Genomic DNA, 15,698 nt, shown 5'->3' on the forward strand with positions numbered 1-15,698 from the left:
GTCGCTTACGCTACGCCGGCGCGAACCGGTGCTTCGCGGTCCGCCCGCAGCAGACGCATATTGCGGGCGTCGTTGGCGAGTATGTTGAAGCAGTCGCCGCCGAACCATTCCAGCGAGGCATCCACCTCCTCGCGCTCGAACAATTCGTCGAGGAATTGCAAATAATCCACCGCGCCGTCGAAAAGCGCGGTCATGCCCGTCCGCTTTCCGGACGCGGCATAGACGTTTGCCGGCTCGAAGACGGCGAGGTCGGCACGCGAGCGGACATTCTTCAGATGATAGTGCCGGATATGCGGCAACAGGGCGCGATGCGCGGCGACCGGATCGGCGCCGCCTTCCCAGACGTGCAAGGTGTCGAAATTGATGCCCAGCGCCGGATGGTCGACCTCCTCGAGCAGGCGCTGCGTCGACGACAGCGTATCGGCAAGCGTTCCCGGATGTGTCTCCACCAGGATCTCGCAGCCCTGGTCCTGCGCCATCATGCAGGCGTCCTTGAGCCGCGCCGACAGTCGCCAGCGCGCTTCGGGCGAGGTGTCCCGGCTTGCCGACTTGCCGGCGAACGTGCGCACCTTGCGGGCGCCCCAGCGGCCGGCCAGACGGCAGAGGTTCGACGTGGCGTGACGCAGCGACGCCAGATCCTCATCGAGAGGCAGATAGTCGCTGAGCATCGGCACCGAAAGGCCGAATGCCGCCATCCAGTCGGCGTTGCGGTCGGTCAAATGCTGCATGTTGCGCGCGTGTGCGCCCCAGAGCTCGATGCCCTGGAAGTCGTTCGCCTCTGCCCATCGCGCGATGTCCTCCAGCGACAGCAGATGATGGCGGAAGGTGATCGTGCAGAGCGACAGCCTCATGCGACGGCGTCCTCGACATCGAGGCGCGGCGCGTGCAGGAGGCCGCGCGTGTCGCACCACACCCGATAGGTTTGGGCAAGGCGGCGCTTCAGCGAGCGCTCCATCGCGTCCAGCATATCGAGTTTCTCGAACACCCGCGACGCGAGGGCTTCGTCGCCTGTCTGGCTGAGTTTCATGATGGCGTAGTGAAGCGTCTTGAATTCCTGGATCAGAGATTCGATGTCGTCGCAGATCGGGTCGAACCCGGCGTTGGAAAGCTGCAGCGATCGCCAGAAAAAGGCGAAGCCGTGCTCCAGCGCGTATTTGCGGATCGAGATGACCGGCAGCTCGCGCAGCGCCATCGACAAATCGGGCAGTTTCACGCCGTCGCGGCCTTCCAGATGCGCCCGAACGACTTCGCGCGTTGCGCGCGTCAGCAGATTGTCGTCTTCATGGAAACAGGCAAGGAAATAGTCGCGCAGATCGACGGCGGACGGTTTCCTGATGTCGGCAGCGTCGAAAATGAAGCCGCCGGCAACGGTCGGCTGCATGATCGCATTGATGACTTTCTGCTTCTCGATCCTGCCTTCCCAGCGGAAATCCGGATCTAGAACCATCCATACTGCGGGATCCTCGGTGTGTTCCAACATCAGATAATGCGGGAACGGGTTCTGGTTGAACTTGTTCTCGCGCTCCGGCAGATGGAAGAGATCGAGCATGACCATCAGGTACTCGCTCTGCTTCTTGCGCTCCAGAAGCTCCAGCATCGTCGCCAGGTTCTCCACCTTGGCGGCGTCCGGCCGATACCATTGGCGGACCTTGGCGCCATACAGGCGCTCGAACCAATCGCGGAAGAAGTCGTGGTTGATTTCAGGCGCGTGATACGCCAGCCGCCAGCTTTTATCGACGGCGAAACCCGCATCCCAGACGCCGAAGAAGAAAGGTCGATGGTCGAGCTGCCTTTGCTTCACCGCGTGGCAGACATTGCTGACGAAGCAATGGACCTTGATGTCGACGAAGTCCTCGCCATGCACGCCGATCCGCTCAGCCGCTTCTCGTTCCGCGCGAGCGAGAACAAGTTCCTTAGCCGGCTTGACCAGTGGCTCATTGGATTCCGAGGCGTTGACGAACAGCCGCGCCAGATCGTCCACCGTATCCAGATCCTGACGGCTGATCACCTCCTCGGGAAGCGCGACACCGTGGTCGAGTTCAAGCGCCAGCATGAGTTCGAGAATGAGCACGGAATCGAGATACAGATCCTCGTTCAGCCTGGCTTGCGGTGCGAAGCTATCCATGTGCTGGTTGTCGAGCTTGTCGCGCAGGATCGTCCCCATCGCGTCGAGTATTTGATCGTAGGTCATCAGGCTGCCTCCGTCCGTACCGGCGCGAATTCGCCCGTGCCATAGCGCGCAGCCACGTCACGCCGGCTGATCTTGCCGTTCGCTTGGCGCGGGATCCGCTCCACCTGAACGATCTCGGTCGGCATCTGGTGTGCTGCAAGCCGCTCGGCGCACCATTGCCGAAGCTGCGCCCGGTCGACCGCATGTTCGGCGCTGAACAGAAGCGCGACGCGCTCGCCCGCGAATGCATCCTGCTTGCGGAACACGACCGCGTCGTCAATGCCGCCGAACGTCATGACCACGTCCTCGACTTCCTTCGGATAGACGTTGAGGCCAGAGACGTTGATCAGATCGTCGAGACGCGACAGGAAAACCAGCATCCCGTCGTCGCGGCGGTAGCCGAGGTCGCGCGTCTCGACGACCACGCCTTTGCGCTCGACGGCAATTTCCTTCGGCTCACGGGCCGTGCCGGCGTCGCGCAACGCGAAGCGCGGCAGCACATGGCCGATTTCATTAGCCGCCTGCACATCAGGGTTGATCGCTATGCAGCCGGCTTCCGAGCAGCCGTACTGCTGGAACATGTATTTCGATTTGGCTCTGATCTGCCCGAACCAGGGGTCGGGCAAGAGGGTGCCGGATGTCATCGTAGCGTGGATCTGCTCGCCGGCCGGCAAGAGCCTGGCGAGCGTGTGAAGGATGGCCGGCGACGAGATCAGGTAGGGCCGCTCCGTTTCGCGCAGCTTGCGCAGCAGGAATTTTGGGTTCCCTGTGTCCAGTATGGCGGGCGACTGGCCGCGCTTCAGCGCCACCATTACGCCGCAGATCAAGCCATAGGAATGAGTGGTTGGGCCGGCGATCAACGGCGTCATGTCCTGTGGCTCGACAAACGCCGAGGTGTAGCTGTCGATCTCGTCGTCTATGTCGCTCCAGGCGCGCGCGATGCATTTCGGCTCGCCGGTCGTGCCGGAACTCATCTGCAGCAGCTGTCCAGCTTCGCTGGCGCGCTCCTCGCAGATCGGCTCGCCATCCAGCCGGTTGTAGAAAAGCCAGTTGCACTTCGCCGTCTCCGCCTGCCGGCGCGCCGCGGCATATGGCGTCGAGGGATGCAGCGGCAGCACGCTGGCGCCGGCCGCGCGCGCGGCAAAGAAGAACGCCAGCCAATCCTGCGCCTCGGAGAAACAGACCGCAAAACGGTCGCCTGCGCGCTTGTCGAGTTGCACCGCAGCCGCAATGCGGTGCGCCGCGTCGCGGAAATAGGCCTGATCAAAGACCGTGTCGTTGATTGCGATCATGTTTTCTGTCTCCTTACGCGACTGCAAGGCTGTTTGGGATTTCGTGAGCGCATTCGGTGCCCGGTGGCGCGAGCTTGCGTCGAAGCAGCGATTCCGTGCGGATGCGTGGCTGGAACAGGCCAAGCGCGGCCTGCCGGTGTGTCAGTCCGAACTGCCGGCAATGGTCCTGCAACCGCCTGCCGACGTCTGACCAGAAGCTGTCTTCGTCGAGACCGTAACAATGCCGCAGCAGATGCGAGATCTCGGCGAGGTTGTAGACGAACAAGGCGTCCAGGCAGAGCTCGCCGAGCAAATCGGCGCTCTCCATCCAGTAGTACTGGTTCGGCGCGGCGTCACGATAGGCGGGGTTCAAGGCGAGGAAGTCGGGAACAGTGGAGGGATCGCGCAGGAAGCCCGGCACATATTCGACGCTGTCGTGGAAGTCGCGCATCGCCAGTCTCACGGGCCAGCCATCGCGATGGATCAGGATCAGGTTCTGGCCATGCGCTTCCGTGGCGATGCCATGGCCGACGAGCAGGTGAAACACCGGCATCACCACCGTAGCCACAAGCCTGTCGAGCCAGGCGTCCAGCCCGTACTGCTCGACCCAGTCCGCGACGAACGGCCGGCCGTCACTCTCCAGGCCCATCAGCGCGTTGAGCGGCACCGCGGTTTCGCCGGGCTGGAGGCTGCTCGTAACGTCCTCCCGCCAGATCGCGGCGATCTGTCCTGCCAGCGGTCCTTCCCGATCTGCGATCGTGCCGACATATTCGGCGAGGATCGTGAGCGGATAGCGCGCCTCGAACAGCGTATCGCTGGCGACAATGTCCTTGAGCCAGCGGCTGATCGACGGCGCGCTGCACACCGAATGCGGCTCGATGATGCGCCTGGCCGAAGAGTTGACGAGATTCATCGGCAGTTTGAGATTGGCGCGTCGCGGGTGATCGCGATTGAACAGCGTCCGCACGGATTGGCTGGCGCTATAGCGATCGCCGGCATGGCCGAGGAAACCGGCGGAGCCCTCCGCCAGCCAGCGCGACAGCTCCGAGCCCTGTAACGCTTTCCATTGCCAGGGATGCAGCGGCATCAGGCCGAACCGCCTTGCATTGTCGCCGAGCCGGGCACGGCGCTCGTCCAGCAGCGCGTAGGTTTCGGTGCCGAGTTCGTGCATCCAGAAAGCCTGCTCGTCCGTGGGAAACGCCGAGTGCAGACGTTCGGGCGCGACCGCCAGCCAGGCCAGTTGGAAGGCGTTGCCTGCTTCCGGGCCGTACGCCGCGTGGTCGGCGTAGTCGAAGCCGGTGCGCGCCTTGAAACACGGATGATAGGGATGACCCTCATCGATCGCGCTGTCGAGTTGCGCAAATGGCAGATCGCGGCGCGGTCTGGGCCGGAGATTGAGCTGGTTCCAGGCGCTGAAATCGAGCGTCCGATCCAGTTCGGACGTGAGTTGCGCGCGCCGTTCGGGGCAGGTGTCTATGCTCGCAAGCAGATCGCCGAGCGTCGCCGGGCGCCATTGGTCGGCGCAGCCCCGCTCGATCGTCTCGGCGACAACCCTGACCCGGCCGAAGGCGCCGATCGATCCCTCGCAGCGTATCGAGGCGCCGCCGCAGCGCCATTCGAAGCGGGCTTTCCCGCCGTCTCGCGACACCGCGCAATCGACCAGGCCCTCATAGACCAGGGCTTCCGCGAGCTGGCGCATCACACGCAGCTCGGGGATGCCGTGGAGATCAAGAGGCAATGGCATGTGCCTGCTCCGCGGCGACAAATAGCCCGACACGGCTGAGTGGATTGGGAAAATGCGTGTAGACGGCGCTGCCGCCCTCGGCCAGCTCATCGACATCCTGCAGTCGGATTGCCAGGTTGGCCTTCGCGGTGATGTGCGGCTTGTCCAGCAGGCTGGTCGCGAATTCCCCGCCCGCGCCAGTGAGCTCTTGCGCCAGCTTCTTGAGCCGCGCACGCAGCATGGCGAGCAGTTCGGCCTCGCTTGCCAGGCCGTCATGCCCGGCGCGAGCGACGACCGAGAAGATCTGATTGACGATGAGGTAGTAGGAGAGCCGCTCGCGAATCTCACGGTCGTCGAAGAAAAGACTGCGGATCTGGACAATGTCGGGCATCAGGCCATACCACCGGGCCCTGAAGCTGTTCGAGAGGTAGAACCCCTGGCTGTCGCGATAGAGGTATCGGCTGGGCAGCCCCTGCTGCGACAGGTCAAGCAAGCTGTTTTGCTGATGCGCTTCCAGCGCGACGCCGAACCGATCGTAGAGTTTGACCAGCGGATCGAGCGCACAGTCGAGATAGCATTCGAACCAGCGACGGCACGCCTGCCGCACCGAGATATCATGATCCTGCGCGACGCGCCGGACGACGGTTTCGAACAATGAGCTGTGCCCGAGACGTGGCTCGGCCGTCAGTGCCGAAACGGTGATCACCGGGTGGTCGGCGCGGCCCCGGAACGGGTTTTCGCGGAAGATGACTTCGAAACCGCTCTCGGCCTGCCCGGAAAAATCCAGCGTCACGTATGCGCTGTCGTGGAGAAAGCCGAGGCGCGGCTCGAACATGTCGATCCCGGCGCGCTCGAACAGGCGCGCCACCGCAACGCCCGCCTCCAGCTCGTGCCGCCTATTGACGCGCTTCGAGTTGGTGATGCGGACGGGCAGCGAGAATTTCGGCATCCAGGCGGCATCATCGCTGTAAACCGTGCGCACCGAAGAAGTCGCCGTGAACACCGGCCCTGCCGGGCCGAGATACCGGATCTGCCCTGAATCCATGAGCGCTCGCACCGCCGGGTCGAGCATCAACGCTTGCGCCTGAAGCGGATGCATGGGCAGGAGCATCTCGCCGTTACCTGCGGCGACCTTGCCGGCGTCATTCCCCAGCAGTGAGCTGACGATCGCGGTCACCGCGGTGCCGGCGGAATCCTCGCGGACGAGGTCGGCAGCGGCGGCGAAATAGGCCAGCTGGAAACCGCCGCGCAATTCGGGGGCATAGACATCCTGCTGCCAGTTCGACATGCCCTGCAGGCTCTTGGGCGTCGGATGCAGCGGATGTCCAAAATACAGGGATTGTTCCGCGGCTATAAAGCCGATCGGTGGCGGCGCCCGATCGGCGGCATCGAGGTAACGCTTCGTCGCCTGACAGCTCTGAAGAATCCGTTCGAGGAGCTCCAGATCGGCTTGTCGGTGCGTGGCCGATCCGGCTTCTCTGGCTCCCAGCACAAGTAGATGCACGGCCAGGATCGGTTCTATCTCGTGCCAGTTCGGACCTGCATCCTGACGAATCCAGATCTGTCCAAACAGGTGCATTCCGCAAAGCGATCGGGATTTCATTTCGATGCGCAGCACGGCATGCCGCGACGGCAGGGAAATCTCCACGCAATCGAAGTTCCGTTCTCCGATGCGGTGGAACACCGGCATCCCGGAATTCAGCTCACGCAAATAGCTGTTTGCGAAGGCTCGAAACGTTGCCTGTTCTGCTGCAATCTGATTCTTGTCGATCATTCGTTGCGGACGCCATGTCGCACAGGCGCCGGGCAGGCGCTCTGTGCTGAGTTTCAAAGGTTTTGATGGCGCCGCGCGTGAAGGGCCAGCCTTGCTGCGGCCGCGGCTAAAACTAAACTACGATTGTCATGTTATCCTAGTCAGCTGCGCGGATCAACCTCAGAAGGCGGTCATCTGGGCAATGCCGGCAATGGATGCTTTACGCCCGTTCGAGCAGGCACTGCCGCAAGGAACTGGTCGCATTCGTCTTTTGGGCCGCAGCGAAGCGCGGCTTCGGAGAAGCGCCGGGAAGATCGGCAATGGGCGAAGCTGCCGGTCACGATGAGCTGTGAAATATATTTCTGTATGTGAATTTTATTGACACTCGAGCCAACTGCTGCGAATGATCAACCGCTGGGCCTCGGGAGGAGGTTCGGCCTCATCAACCACAAGCGGCGGCACGCAAGTGTCCGACCGCCCAATTGACCAGGCTTCGGCCGAGGGAGGACTCTTGCGCAAATTTTTGAGCATGCTCGCCATTTCGGCAGCCGCCACCACAGTGTTGGGGGCAAGCCACGCCGCTGCCCAGGCCGCTAACCCGTTCAAGTGCGAGCCGGGTGAAAAATACGTCATGAACGTCATGGTTTCCGGCGTCGAATATTGGTTCCCGGTCTACGAGATGTTCAAGCAGGCTGGAAAACAGTTCGGCTGCGAGACCGAATATACCGGGACCCCCGAATACGACGTGAACAAGCAAATAGCGACGTTCGACCAGGCGCTGGCTCAGAAGCCGGCTGGCATCCTGGTCCATCCGATGAACTCCGATCCCTTCATCGAGCCAATCAATCGGGCCATTGAGCAGGGAACGGCAGTAGTCACATTCGCCGCAGACTCGCCCAACTCCAAACGAGTATCCTACATCACCTCCGACAACGTCGCCGAAGGCACCTATGCTGCCGATGCAGTCGCCAAGGCGATGGACGGCAAGGGCGAATACGCAGTCCTCGAAAACCCCGGACAGGACAATCACGACAAGCGCATTGCCGCGTTCATCGCCCGCATGGAAGCCAAATGGCCGGATATGAAGCTCGTCGGCCGCGCTGCGTCGAACCAGGATGCGACGAAGGCCTATCAGGCCGTGCTCAGCCTTGCTCAGGCGCATCCCGATCTGGGCGCGGTGTTCATGCCGGAAGCCAACTCGGCAATCGGCGCAGCTCAGGCCGCCAAGGAAGGCGGCGGCAAGATCCGGGTCATGCTGGCCGACGTCAACGCCAAGATCCTCGACATGATCAAGGCCGGCGAAATCTTTGGCTCAGTCAACCCGAACCAGGGCATGCAGGGCTATATGGGGTTCATGCTGCTGTGGCTGGCCAAGCATCCTGAACTGATCGATCCGATGAACGACGCCCGGCGGTCGGGCTTCAACGGCATGAGCGTGCCCTTCGTCGACAACGGCTTTTCCATCGTCACCGCGGAAAATGCCGACGATTTCTATTGGGACGCCTACCTCAAGCGGCGCGGCACCAAGGGCATCGAGGAATAAGGCCTGCCGCTCCTGGAGTTCCTTCGGAACGCTAGACCGGACGGGGCGCGTTCGCGCCCCGTCGACCCGGGCCATATCATCAATTTCAACGCTGAAGGGGGACGGAGTGACTGCCGCCGCCATTCTTGAAATCCGCGACATCTCGAAATCGTTCGGCGCCATCAAAGCGCTGACCGGGGTCGATTTCACGCTGCAGCGCGGCGAAATTCATGCGCTGTGCGGCGAGAACGGCGCGGGCAAGTCCACGCTGATGAATATCATCGCCGGCATTGCGCAACCCGACGAAGGCGCCATTCGTCTCGAAGGCAAGTACGTCACCATCACATCGCCATCCGCCGCGCAGCGGCTTGGCATAGGCCTCGTCCATCAGGAAATCGCGCTCTGCCAGGATGCCACGGTGGCCGAGAATATCCTCATGGCGGCCGTCAACAATCGGCGCGCGCCGCTGATGAATTTTCGCCGGCTCTACGCCGATGCGCAGAGGATAATGGACCTGCTGGCACCGATCCCGGTCGAGACGCCAGTCGCCGATCTTTCTATTTCCAACCAGCAACTTGTGGAAATCGCCAAGGCGCTGACGCTCGAATGCCGGGTGCTGATGCTCGACGAGCCGACGGCCGCGCTGACCGAGACCGAGGCGCAGCGCCTTTTCGCAATCGTCCGCGATCTCAAGGCGCGCGGAATTTCAATCATCTACATCAGCCATCGCATGGCGGAGATCTTCAGCCTGTGCGACCGCGTCACGGTGTTTCGTGACGGCAGATATGTAGCGACCGATTCCATCGCTTCGGTCACTCCCAATGATGTCGTGCGCAAGATGGTCGGGCGCGAAATCACGCAGCTCTATCCGCAAAAGCTCTCGCCTGAACGGCGTACGGACCGCCCTGTGCTGTCGGTCGAAAATCTCTCCTATCGACAGGGTTCCGCTGGCGTCAGTTTCACGCTTCGAGCAGGCGAAATTCTTGGCGTTGGCGGGTTGATTGGCGCCGGTCGCAGCGAGATGGTCCAGACCGTTTGCGGCTTGCGCCCGAAAGTGTCGGGATCGGTCGAACTCAATGGCGAGCCGGTCAGCATCAGGACCTACAGCGATGCGGTGCGCGCAGGCCTGGTCTACCTCTCGGAGGACCGCAAGGCGTCGGGCCTGTTCCTCGACCTGTCGGTTGCATCCAATATCTCCGCGCTCGACCTTCGGAAGCTGACCACGCCGCTTGGGCTGCTCGATCGCCGCGCCGAGGCAAAGCAAGCCACCGACCTGGTCGTGCGCCACGGTGTGCGCATGAGCGGCCTCGAGACACAGGTGTCGACGCTCAGCGGTGGCAACCAGCAGAAAGTCGCCATCGCCAGGCTTCTGTCGGTCGGCCCCAAAGTGGTCATTCTGGACGAACCCACACGCGGGGTCGATGTCGGCGCCAAAGTGGAAATTCATCGCCTGCTGCGCGATCTCGCCGAGCGGGGCATCGGCGTCATCGTGATTTCATCCGAGCTTCCGGAATTGATCGGACTGAGCGACCGGGTGCTTGTCATACACGAAGGTGCCATCGTCGGCGAACTGGGGGCTGACGAATTGACCGAAGAGGCAATCATGCTGCTGGCTTCGGGTCTCCGGCAGCAAAGATCAAACGCAAGGCAGGTTCAGAATGTCGCTTAGACAGACCGGAGGTACCCTCATGGACGCTGAAATCAAGGCGAGCGCCCCCGGGCTTGGCGGGCGCAACGGGCTGCGTCTTGGGTCGATGCGCGAGGCAGGGCTGATCGCTATCATGCTGGCGCTGTGCATCGCCATGACATTCGCTTCGCCGCATTTCCTGACTTGGGGAAATTTCCGCGCCATGCTGATGAGCTTCTCCATTGAAGGCATCGTCGTGGTCGGCATGACGATACTCCTCATTGTCGGCGGCATCGACCTTTCCGTCGGGTCGGTGGTCTGCTTCTCCATGGTCGTGTCAGGCGCTCTGTTCCTGATGGGCCTGGATCCGTGGACCGCGAGCCTCATCGGCATAGGCGCCAGCGCGCTGATCGGCGCGGTGATGGGCTTCTTCGTGACCGTTATCGGGCTCAATCACTTCATCACATCGCTGGCGGCGATGGTGATCGTGCGCGGTCTCTGTCTTGTCATCACCAAGGGAACCCCGCTGTCGCTGTTCACCCTGCCGCCCGGGTTCAAGGCGATCGGCCAGGGCAGCTTCGGCAATGTGCCTTATGTCATCGTCATCTTTGTTGTGGTCGTGGCCATATTCGATTTTCTGCTTCGGCGTGCCACGGCCTTCCGCAAGGTCTTTTATACCGGCAGCAACGAGAAGGCGGCCCAATTTTCAGGCATCAAGACCAAGCAGGTCAAATTCTGGGTCACGGTTCTCTGCTCCACCCTCGCGGGCTTTGCCGGCATCATCTATATGTCACGCTTTGGCGCTGCGACCCCGACCTTCGGCGCTGGCATGGAGCTCAACATCATCGCCGCGGCGGTGATTGGCGGAGCATCGCTCAATGGCGGCTCGGGCACCATCTTCGGCGCCATACTGGGCATGGCGCTGCTCTCGGTCGTCACAAGCTCGCTGATCCTGCTCGACGTTTCCGTCTATTGGCAGGACATGATCAAGGGATGCATCCTGCTCGCGGCGGTATCGATCGACCACTTCCTGCACCGCAGGAAGTCCTGAGCAGCAGCGCGAGAGTTGAGCATCCATCATGTCACCACCCAATTCGCGGGACGACGTCACGATCGTCCGCCAGATGTATCAGGCGCTTGTGCTTCATTACATGGAAGCCAAGACGCAGGCGGAAATCGCCAAGGAGCTCGGCATCTCGCATGCGACCGTCAACCGCCTCATCAAACGCGGTCATCAACTCGGGCTTGTCGAGATCAAGATCAAGTCGCCGGTCGAGCAACTGATCGACATCGAGGCGCGACTTGTCGCGATCGGTGGACTCCAAAGGGCCGTCGTCGTCCCCTCCGTTTCGGACAATCCGCAGACTGCGCTTCAGCGTGTCGGTGAGGCCGCAGCCAGGCTGGTGCTCGAGACGATCAAGGACGGCGACACGATTTCCATTACCGGGGGCAAGGGGGTGAGTGCCGTCGTCGCCGGCCTCAAGCCGAGCCGCAGCTACGACATCGAGGTTGTTCCCGCGACCGGCCTGGTCCAGGGCAAGCATTACACCGACGTCAATCATGTCGCGTCTCTGATGGCCGACAAGCTCGGCGGCCGCGCCTATCAGATTCACGCGCCGCTGTTTGCCGACAGCCCGGCCCAACGTGACATGCTGATGGGAGTCCGGGCGGTTTCGGACGTCTTCAACAAGGCGCGCGAAGCAACGCTTGCGGTCGTCGGCATCGGCTCCATCCTGGCCGACGATTCGAGCTACTACGATCTGCACCCATCCTCCAGCGCCGACCGGCTGGCCATCGAGCGCTCGGGCGCGGCGGGCGAGCTGCTCGCCCATCTCATAGACGGCGACGGCAAGCTCGCCGACTACAGCCTCAACCGCTCACTGGTCTCGCTGACGCTCGAGGAATTCGCGACCATTCCGCAGTCGATCGGGGTCGCAAGCGGCGCCAGCAAGGTGGTCCCGATCCTCAGCGCCATGCGCGGCTCTCACCTCGACACTCTCGTCACCGACGAAACCACCGGCTTGAAGATCCTCGAGCTCGCCGAAGGAAATGCTGCATGAATAATCGACAAATCACCCGCTCAATCGGCAAGTCCGGCGTTGTAGCTTCGGCGGTGGGCCTAGGCACCTGGGCCATCGGCGGCTGGATGTGGGGTGGCACGGATGAAGCAGAATCGATCGCCGCCATCCAGGCGTCCTTCGATGCCGGCGTTTCGCTGATCGACACCGCGCCGGCTTACGGTCTTGGCCGCAGCGAAGAGATCGTCGGCAAGGCCATCAAGGGCCGGCGCGACCGCGCGGTCATCGCCAGCAAATGTGGCCTCAACTGGCATTCGAAAAAGGGCAACCACTTCTTCGATCAGGATGGAACGCCGGTGAACCGATATCTGGGCGCCGACGGCATCGCTTATGAAGTGGAACAGAGCCTGCGGCGGCTCGGCACCGACTATATCGATCTCTACATCACCCACTGGCAGGACCCGACGACACCCATTGCCGAAACAATGGAAGCGCTCGAACGCCTCAAATCCGCTGGCAAGATCCGCGCCATCGGCGCCAGCAATCTCAATGCTGCCGAGCTGCAGCAGTATGTCGCCGCTGGCCAGCTCGACGCGATCCAGGAAAGATATTCGATGCTGGATCGCGACATCGAGCAGACATTGCTGCCGATCGCGCGCCAGCATCAAGTTGCAGCACTCAGTTATTCGTCGCTTGCACTCGGCCTGCTCTCGGGCGCCATCGATCCGGCGCGTGAGTTCAGCGGCGACGACCAGCGCAAGGACAATCCTCGATTCTCTCAGGCCAACCGGCGCAAGGTAGCCGCGCTGAAACATGCCCTGGCCCCGGTCGCTGAGGTCCACCAGGCAAGCATGGCGCAGATCGTCATCGCCTGGACGCTGGCGCAGCCCGGCATCACCTTCGCGTTGTGTGGAGCGCGAAACGCCACGCAGGCGCTCGACAACGCCAGGGCAGGGGAGATTTTACTGAGCGCGGCGGAACTGGGGACGATCGATGCGGCGGTGGCCGGGCATCTCGTAGCGATAGACGCGTGATCGAAAGCGCGTCCTTAAGATGAATCGCATCCAGACGATCGCCTGCTTGCGCGAGAACCCCGATGTTGATGTCCTCGTGATAGGCGGCGGCATCAACGGCATCAGCGTGTTTCGCGAGCTCGCTTTGCAGGGCGTCGATGTCCTGCTCGCCGAAAAGGGCGATTATTGCTCCGGCGCCAGCGCAGCCCTCTCGCGCATGGTTCATGGCGGCTTGCGCTACCTTGAAAACGGCGAGTTCAAGCTGGTCCGCGAATCCCTGCTAGAACGCGATCGGCTATTGAAGAACGCGCCGCATTACGTTGCGCCACTGCCAACCACAGTGCCAATCTTCGACCTGTTCTCAGGCATCGCAAATGGTGCATTCCGCTTCCTTGGGCTAAGCCGTCGTCCGGGTCGGCGCGGCGTATTGGTCATCAAGACCGGCCTGGCGATGTATGACTTCTTCACCGCCGCACGGCGTATCGTCCCGACGCACAAGTTCAGGAGCCGTGCTGAAACACTCAAGGTCTGGCCTGCAATCAATCCTGCTATCCGCAATTCGGCGACATACTATGACGCCTGGGTCAGCCACCCCGAGCGGCTGGGTACCGAGATGCTGCGCGACACCATGAACGAAAAGCCATCGGCTCGAGCGCTCAACTATGCACGCGTATCGCTTGGTGACGCGGGCCTTGCGCTTAACGACGGACTGTCTGGCGAAACAGTTGCCGTGAAGCCGCGCCTCGTCGTCAACGCCACAGGCGGCTGGATCGACCTGACCAATTCGGCTATCGGAGCCGTTGCGCCGAAATTTATGGGTGGCACCAAAGGATCGCATCTGATCGTCGACAGTCGCGAGCTTCACGATGCGCTCGACGGCCACATGATCTATTACGAGAACGAGGACGGCCGGATCTGCATCCTGTTCCCCTATCTCGGCAATGTGCTGGTCGGCTCGACGGATATCCGTGCCGACGATCCCGACCAGGCGCGCTGCGAGGACGACGAGCGGCAATACATCCGGCAGTCCGTGTCCTTCGTGTTTCCCGGGATCGAGATCACTGATACCGACATCGTCTTTCAGTTCACCGGGGTGAGGCCGCTACCGATAAGCCGGGACAGTTTTACCGGGCGCATTCCCCGCGATCATTTCTGCGAGCTCATCGAGGGCGCCGGTATGGTGCCGCCGACGCTGTGCATGATCGGCGGGAAATGGACAACCTTCCGGTCGTTCGGCGAACTGGCAGCGGATATCGTGCTCGAGCGATTGTGCCGACAGCGCATCGTCGGCACCGAAAACATGCCGATCGGCGGCGGCCGGCATTTTCCCATGGCGCCCGAAAAATGGTGCGCAGAACGCGCGGCGGTGCATGGCCTGTCGCTTGACCGCATGCGCAGCCTGTTCGAGCGTTACGGCACCGTGGCGGATGCCGTCGCCGCTTTTTTGGCGGCGGGACAGGACGAGCTCTTGCCTGGCAGCGACTACTCGGTCCGGGAGATTCAGTATCTCATCGCCAATGAATATGTCGAGCAGTTGGAGGACCTGCTGCTCCGCCGCACGACAATTGCCATCACCGGTGCACTCTCTTGCGACCTTCTCGATGCGGTTCTCGATATTCTCGCAGTCGAAAAGAGCTGGGACGCTGCGCGCAAGGCATTCGAGCGCACCGATTTCCTCGCCCTGCTGCAGCGCCAGCACGGCGTCGATCTCGACCAGCTATCGCAAAAAGACCAAGGAAGGAGCGCCGAATGCGCATCAACAAGAAAGTCCGCATGAACCGGCTGTTCGGCGGGGCGCGCTGTCTCGACGTCGCAATCGACCATGGCGTGTGCAACGAGCCGACGTTCCTGGAAGGGCTGGAGGATATGGCCGGCGTCGTCGGCCAGTTGGTCGCCGCGGGACCGGACGCCATTCAGATGAATTATGGCCAGGCCGATTTGCTGCAGACCCTGCCCGGCAAGGACAAGCCGGCATTGGTCATGCGCATAGACATGGGCAATCCCTATAACAAAACCCGCCATCGCTCGATGTGGGCCATCCTGCAGAACGAAGCCGAGCCGCTGATCGGCGCGCTGGAGATGGACGCGGCCTGCGTGGTCGTCAATCTGTTCATGCTGCCCGACGAGCCGGACCTGTTTCGGCAATGCGTCCACAACATTGCCAGGGTTCGCGCCGACTGTGAAAGATATGGCTTGCCGCTGATGATCGAGCCGCTGGCAATGCTGCCCAATTCAGAGCGCGGAGGCTACATGGTCGACGGCGACCCCGAAAAGATCGTCACCCTGACCCGGCTCGCCAGCGAGATGGGCGCCGACATCATCAAGGCGGATCCGACGACCGATCCGAACGACTTCCACCGGGTGGTGGCTGCGGCACGCTGTCCTGTCCTTGTGCGCGGTGGGGGCAGGGAGGATTTGCGCGCCGTCTTCGACAAGTCGGCGGCGCTGATGGCACAAGGCGCGGCAGGCATGGTCTATGGCCGCAACATATACCAGCATTCCAACCCTCGCGCCGTCGTGAGAGGATTGATGGCGATCATCCATGAGAATGCCGACGGCGCGCTGGCCTGGGAGCTCTACCAGCAAGAATAATCTTTGCAG

The 15,698-nt window shown here is 62.1% G+C and carries 12 protein-coding genes; 7 read left to right on the plus strand and 5 right to left on the minus strand.

Going from position 1 to position 15,698, the window contains the following annotated elements:
- Nucleotides 1–5 precede the first annotated feature (5 nt).
- Genes BLT09_RS00280 through BLT09_RS00300 form a run of 5 tightly spaced genes read right to left on the minus strand, consistent with a single transcriptional unit; the run spans nucleotide 6 to nucleotide 6,938 of the window.
- The gene (locus BLT09_RS00280) at nucleotides 6–851 is read right to left on the minus strand and encodes a sugar phosphate isomerase/epimerase family protein (RefSeq protein ID WP_091589890.1); all 846 of its coding nucleotides are present in this window, start codon (nucleotides 849–851) and stop codon (nucleotides 6–8) included.
- Nucleotides 848–2,191, minus strand: a complete 1,344-nt coding sequence (locus tag BLT09_RS00285; protein ID WP_091589892.1) for a DUF6005 family protein — start codon at nucleotides 2,189–2,191, stop codon at nucleotides 848–850. Before BLT09_RS00285 ends, BLT09_RS00280 begins: the two co-directional genes overlap by 4 nt.
- A complete protein-coding gene (locus BLT09_RS00290) occupies nucleotides 2,191–3,462 on the minus strand; it encodes an AMP-binding protein (RefSeq protein ID WP_091589893.1) in 1,272 nt (423 codons plus the stop codon). The genes BLT09_RS00285 and BLT09_RS00290 overlap by 1 nt, the downstream gene beginning before the upstream one ends.
- A 13-nt stretch (nucleotides 3,463–3,475) precedes the next feature.
- On the minus strand, nucleotides 3,476–5,185 hold the full coding sequence (locus BLT09_RS00295) for an IucA/IucC family protein (RefSeq protein ID WP_091589895.1): 1,710 nt from the start codon (nucleotides 5,183–5,185) through the stop codon (nucleotides 3,476–3,478).
- On the minus strand, nucleotides 5,169–6,938 hold the full coding sequence (locus BLT09_RS00300; RefSeq protein WP_091589897.1) for an IucA/IucC family protein: 1,770 nt from the start codon (nucleotides 6,936–6,938) through the stop codon (nucleotides 5,169–5,171). Before BLT09_RS00300 ends, BLT09_RS00295 begins: the two co-directional genes overlap by 17 nt.
- 490 nt (nucleotides 6,939–7,428) lie before the next feature.
- Between BLT09_RS00300 and BLT09_RS00305 the strand changes: the two genes are divergently transcribed.
- The 7 genes from BLT09_RS00305 to BLT09_RS00335 all read left to right on the plus strand — a co-directional run bounded on the left by BLT09_RS00305 (nucleotide 7,429) and on the right by BLT09_RS00335 (nucleotide 15,689).
- Complete coding sequence (locus BLT09_RS00305) at nucleotides 7,429–8,460, plus strand: substrate-binding domain-containing protein (protein ID WP_027156384.1); 1,032 nt, start codon at nucleotides 7,429–7,431, stop codon at nucleotides 8,458–8,460.
- A 106-nt stretch (nucleotides 8,461–8,566) separates the two neighbouring features.
- A complete protein-coding gene (locus BLT09_RS00310) occupies nucleotides 8,567–10,108 on the plus strand; it encodes a sugar ABC transporter ATP-binding protein (RefSeq protein WP_091589898.1) in 1,542 nt (513 codons plus the stop codon).
- Nucleotides 10,109–10,127: 19 nt separating this feature from the next.
- On the plus strand, nucleotides 10,128–11,117 hold the full coding sequence (locus tag BLT09_RS00315; protein ID WP_091589900.1) for an ABC transporter permease: 990 nt from the start codon (nucleotides 10,128–10,130) through the stop codon (nucleotides 11,115–11,117).
- Between the two features lie 28 nt (nucleotides 11,118–11,145).
- Nucleotides 11,146–12,126, plus strand: a complete 981-nt coding sequence (locus BLT09_RS00320) for a sugar-binding transcriptional regulator (RefSeq protein WP_091589901.1) — start codon at nucleotides 11,146–11,148, stop codon at nucleotides 12,124–12,126.
- The gene (locus tag BLT09_RS00325) at nucleotides 12,123–13,118 is read left to right on the plus strand and encodes an aldo/keto reductase (RefSeq protein ID WP_091589903.1); all 996 of its coding nucleotides are present in this window, start codon (nucleotides 12,123–12,125) and stop codon (nucleotides 13,116–13,118) included. The genes BLT09_RS00320 and BLT09_RS00325 overlap by 4 nt, the downstream gene beginning before the upstream one ends.
- 19 nt (nucleotides 13,119–13,137) lie before the next feature.
- Nucleotides 13,138–14,874, plus strand: a complete 1,737-nt coding sequence (locus BLT09_RS00330; protein ID WP_091589905.1) for a glycerol-3-phosphate dehydrogenase/oxidase — start codon at nucleotides 13,138–13,140, stop codon at nucleotides 14,872–14,874.
- The gene (locus tag BLT09_RS00335) at nucleotides 14,847–15,689 is read left to right on the plus strand and encodes a class I fructose-bisphosphate aldolase (protein ID WP_091589907.1); all 843 of its coding nucleotides are present in this window, start codon (nucleotides 14,847–14,849) and stop codon (nucleotides 15,687–15,689) included. Before BLT09_RS00330 ends, BLT09_RS00335 begins: the two co-directional genes overlap by 28 nt.
- Nucleotides 15,690–15,698 lie beyond the last annotated feature (9 nt).

The organism is Mesorhizobium muleiense (genome assembly GCF_900099905.1).
GTDB lineage: Bacteria > Pseudomonadota > Alphaproteobacteria > Rhizobiales > Rhizobiaceae > Mesorhizobium > Mesorhizobium muleiense.

Bases quoted from the DNA above. Each gene is read 5' to 3' on its own strand.
- BLT09_RS00285 (WP_091589892.1), bottom strand. From the start codon at position 2,191: ATGACCTACGATCAAATACTCGACGCGATGGGGACGATCCTGCGCGAC.
- BLT09_RS00320 (WP_091589901.1), top strand. From the start codon at position 11,146: ATGTCACCACCCAATTCGCGGGACGACGTCACGATCGTCCGCCAGATG.
- BLT09_RS00280 (WP_091589890.1), bottom strand. From the start codon at position 851: ATGAGGCTGTCGCTCTGCACGATCACCTTCCGCCATCATCTGCTGTCG.
- BLT09_RS00330 (WP_091589905.1), top strand. From the start codon at position 13,138: ATGAATCGCATCCAGACGATCGCCTGCTTGCGCGAGAACCCCGATGTT.
- BLT09_RS00325 (WP_091589903.1), top strand. From the start codon at position 12,123: ATGAATAATCGACAAATCACCCGCTCAATCGGCAAGTCCGGCGTTGTA.
- BLT09_RS00335 (WP_091589907.1), top strand. From the start codon at position 14,847: ATGCGCATCAACAAGAAAGTCCGCATGAACCGGCTGTTCGGCGGGGCG.
- BLT09_RS00290 (WP_091589893.1), bottom strand. From the start codon at position 3,462: ATGATCGCAATCAACGACACGGTCTTTGATCAGGCCTATTTCCGCGAC.
- BLT09_RS00315 (WP_091589900.1), top strand. From the start codon at position 10,128: ATGGACGCTGAAATCAAGGCGAGCGCCCCCGGGCTTGGCGGGCGCAAC.
- BLT09_RS00295 (WP_091589895.1), bottom strand. From the start codon at position 5,185: ATGCCATTGCCTCTTGATCTCCACGGCATCCCCGAGCTGCGTGTGATG.
- BLT09_RS00300 (WP_091589897.1), bottom strand. From the start codon at position 6,938: ATGATCGACAAGAATCAGATTGCAGCAGAACAGGCAACGTTTCGAGCC.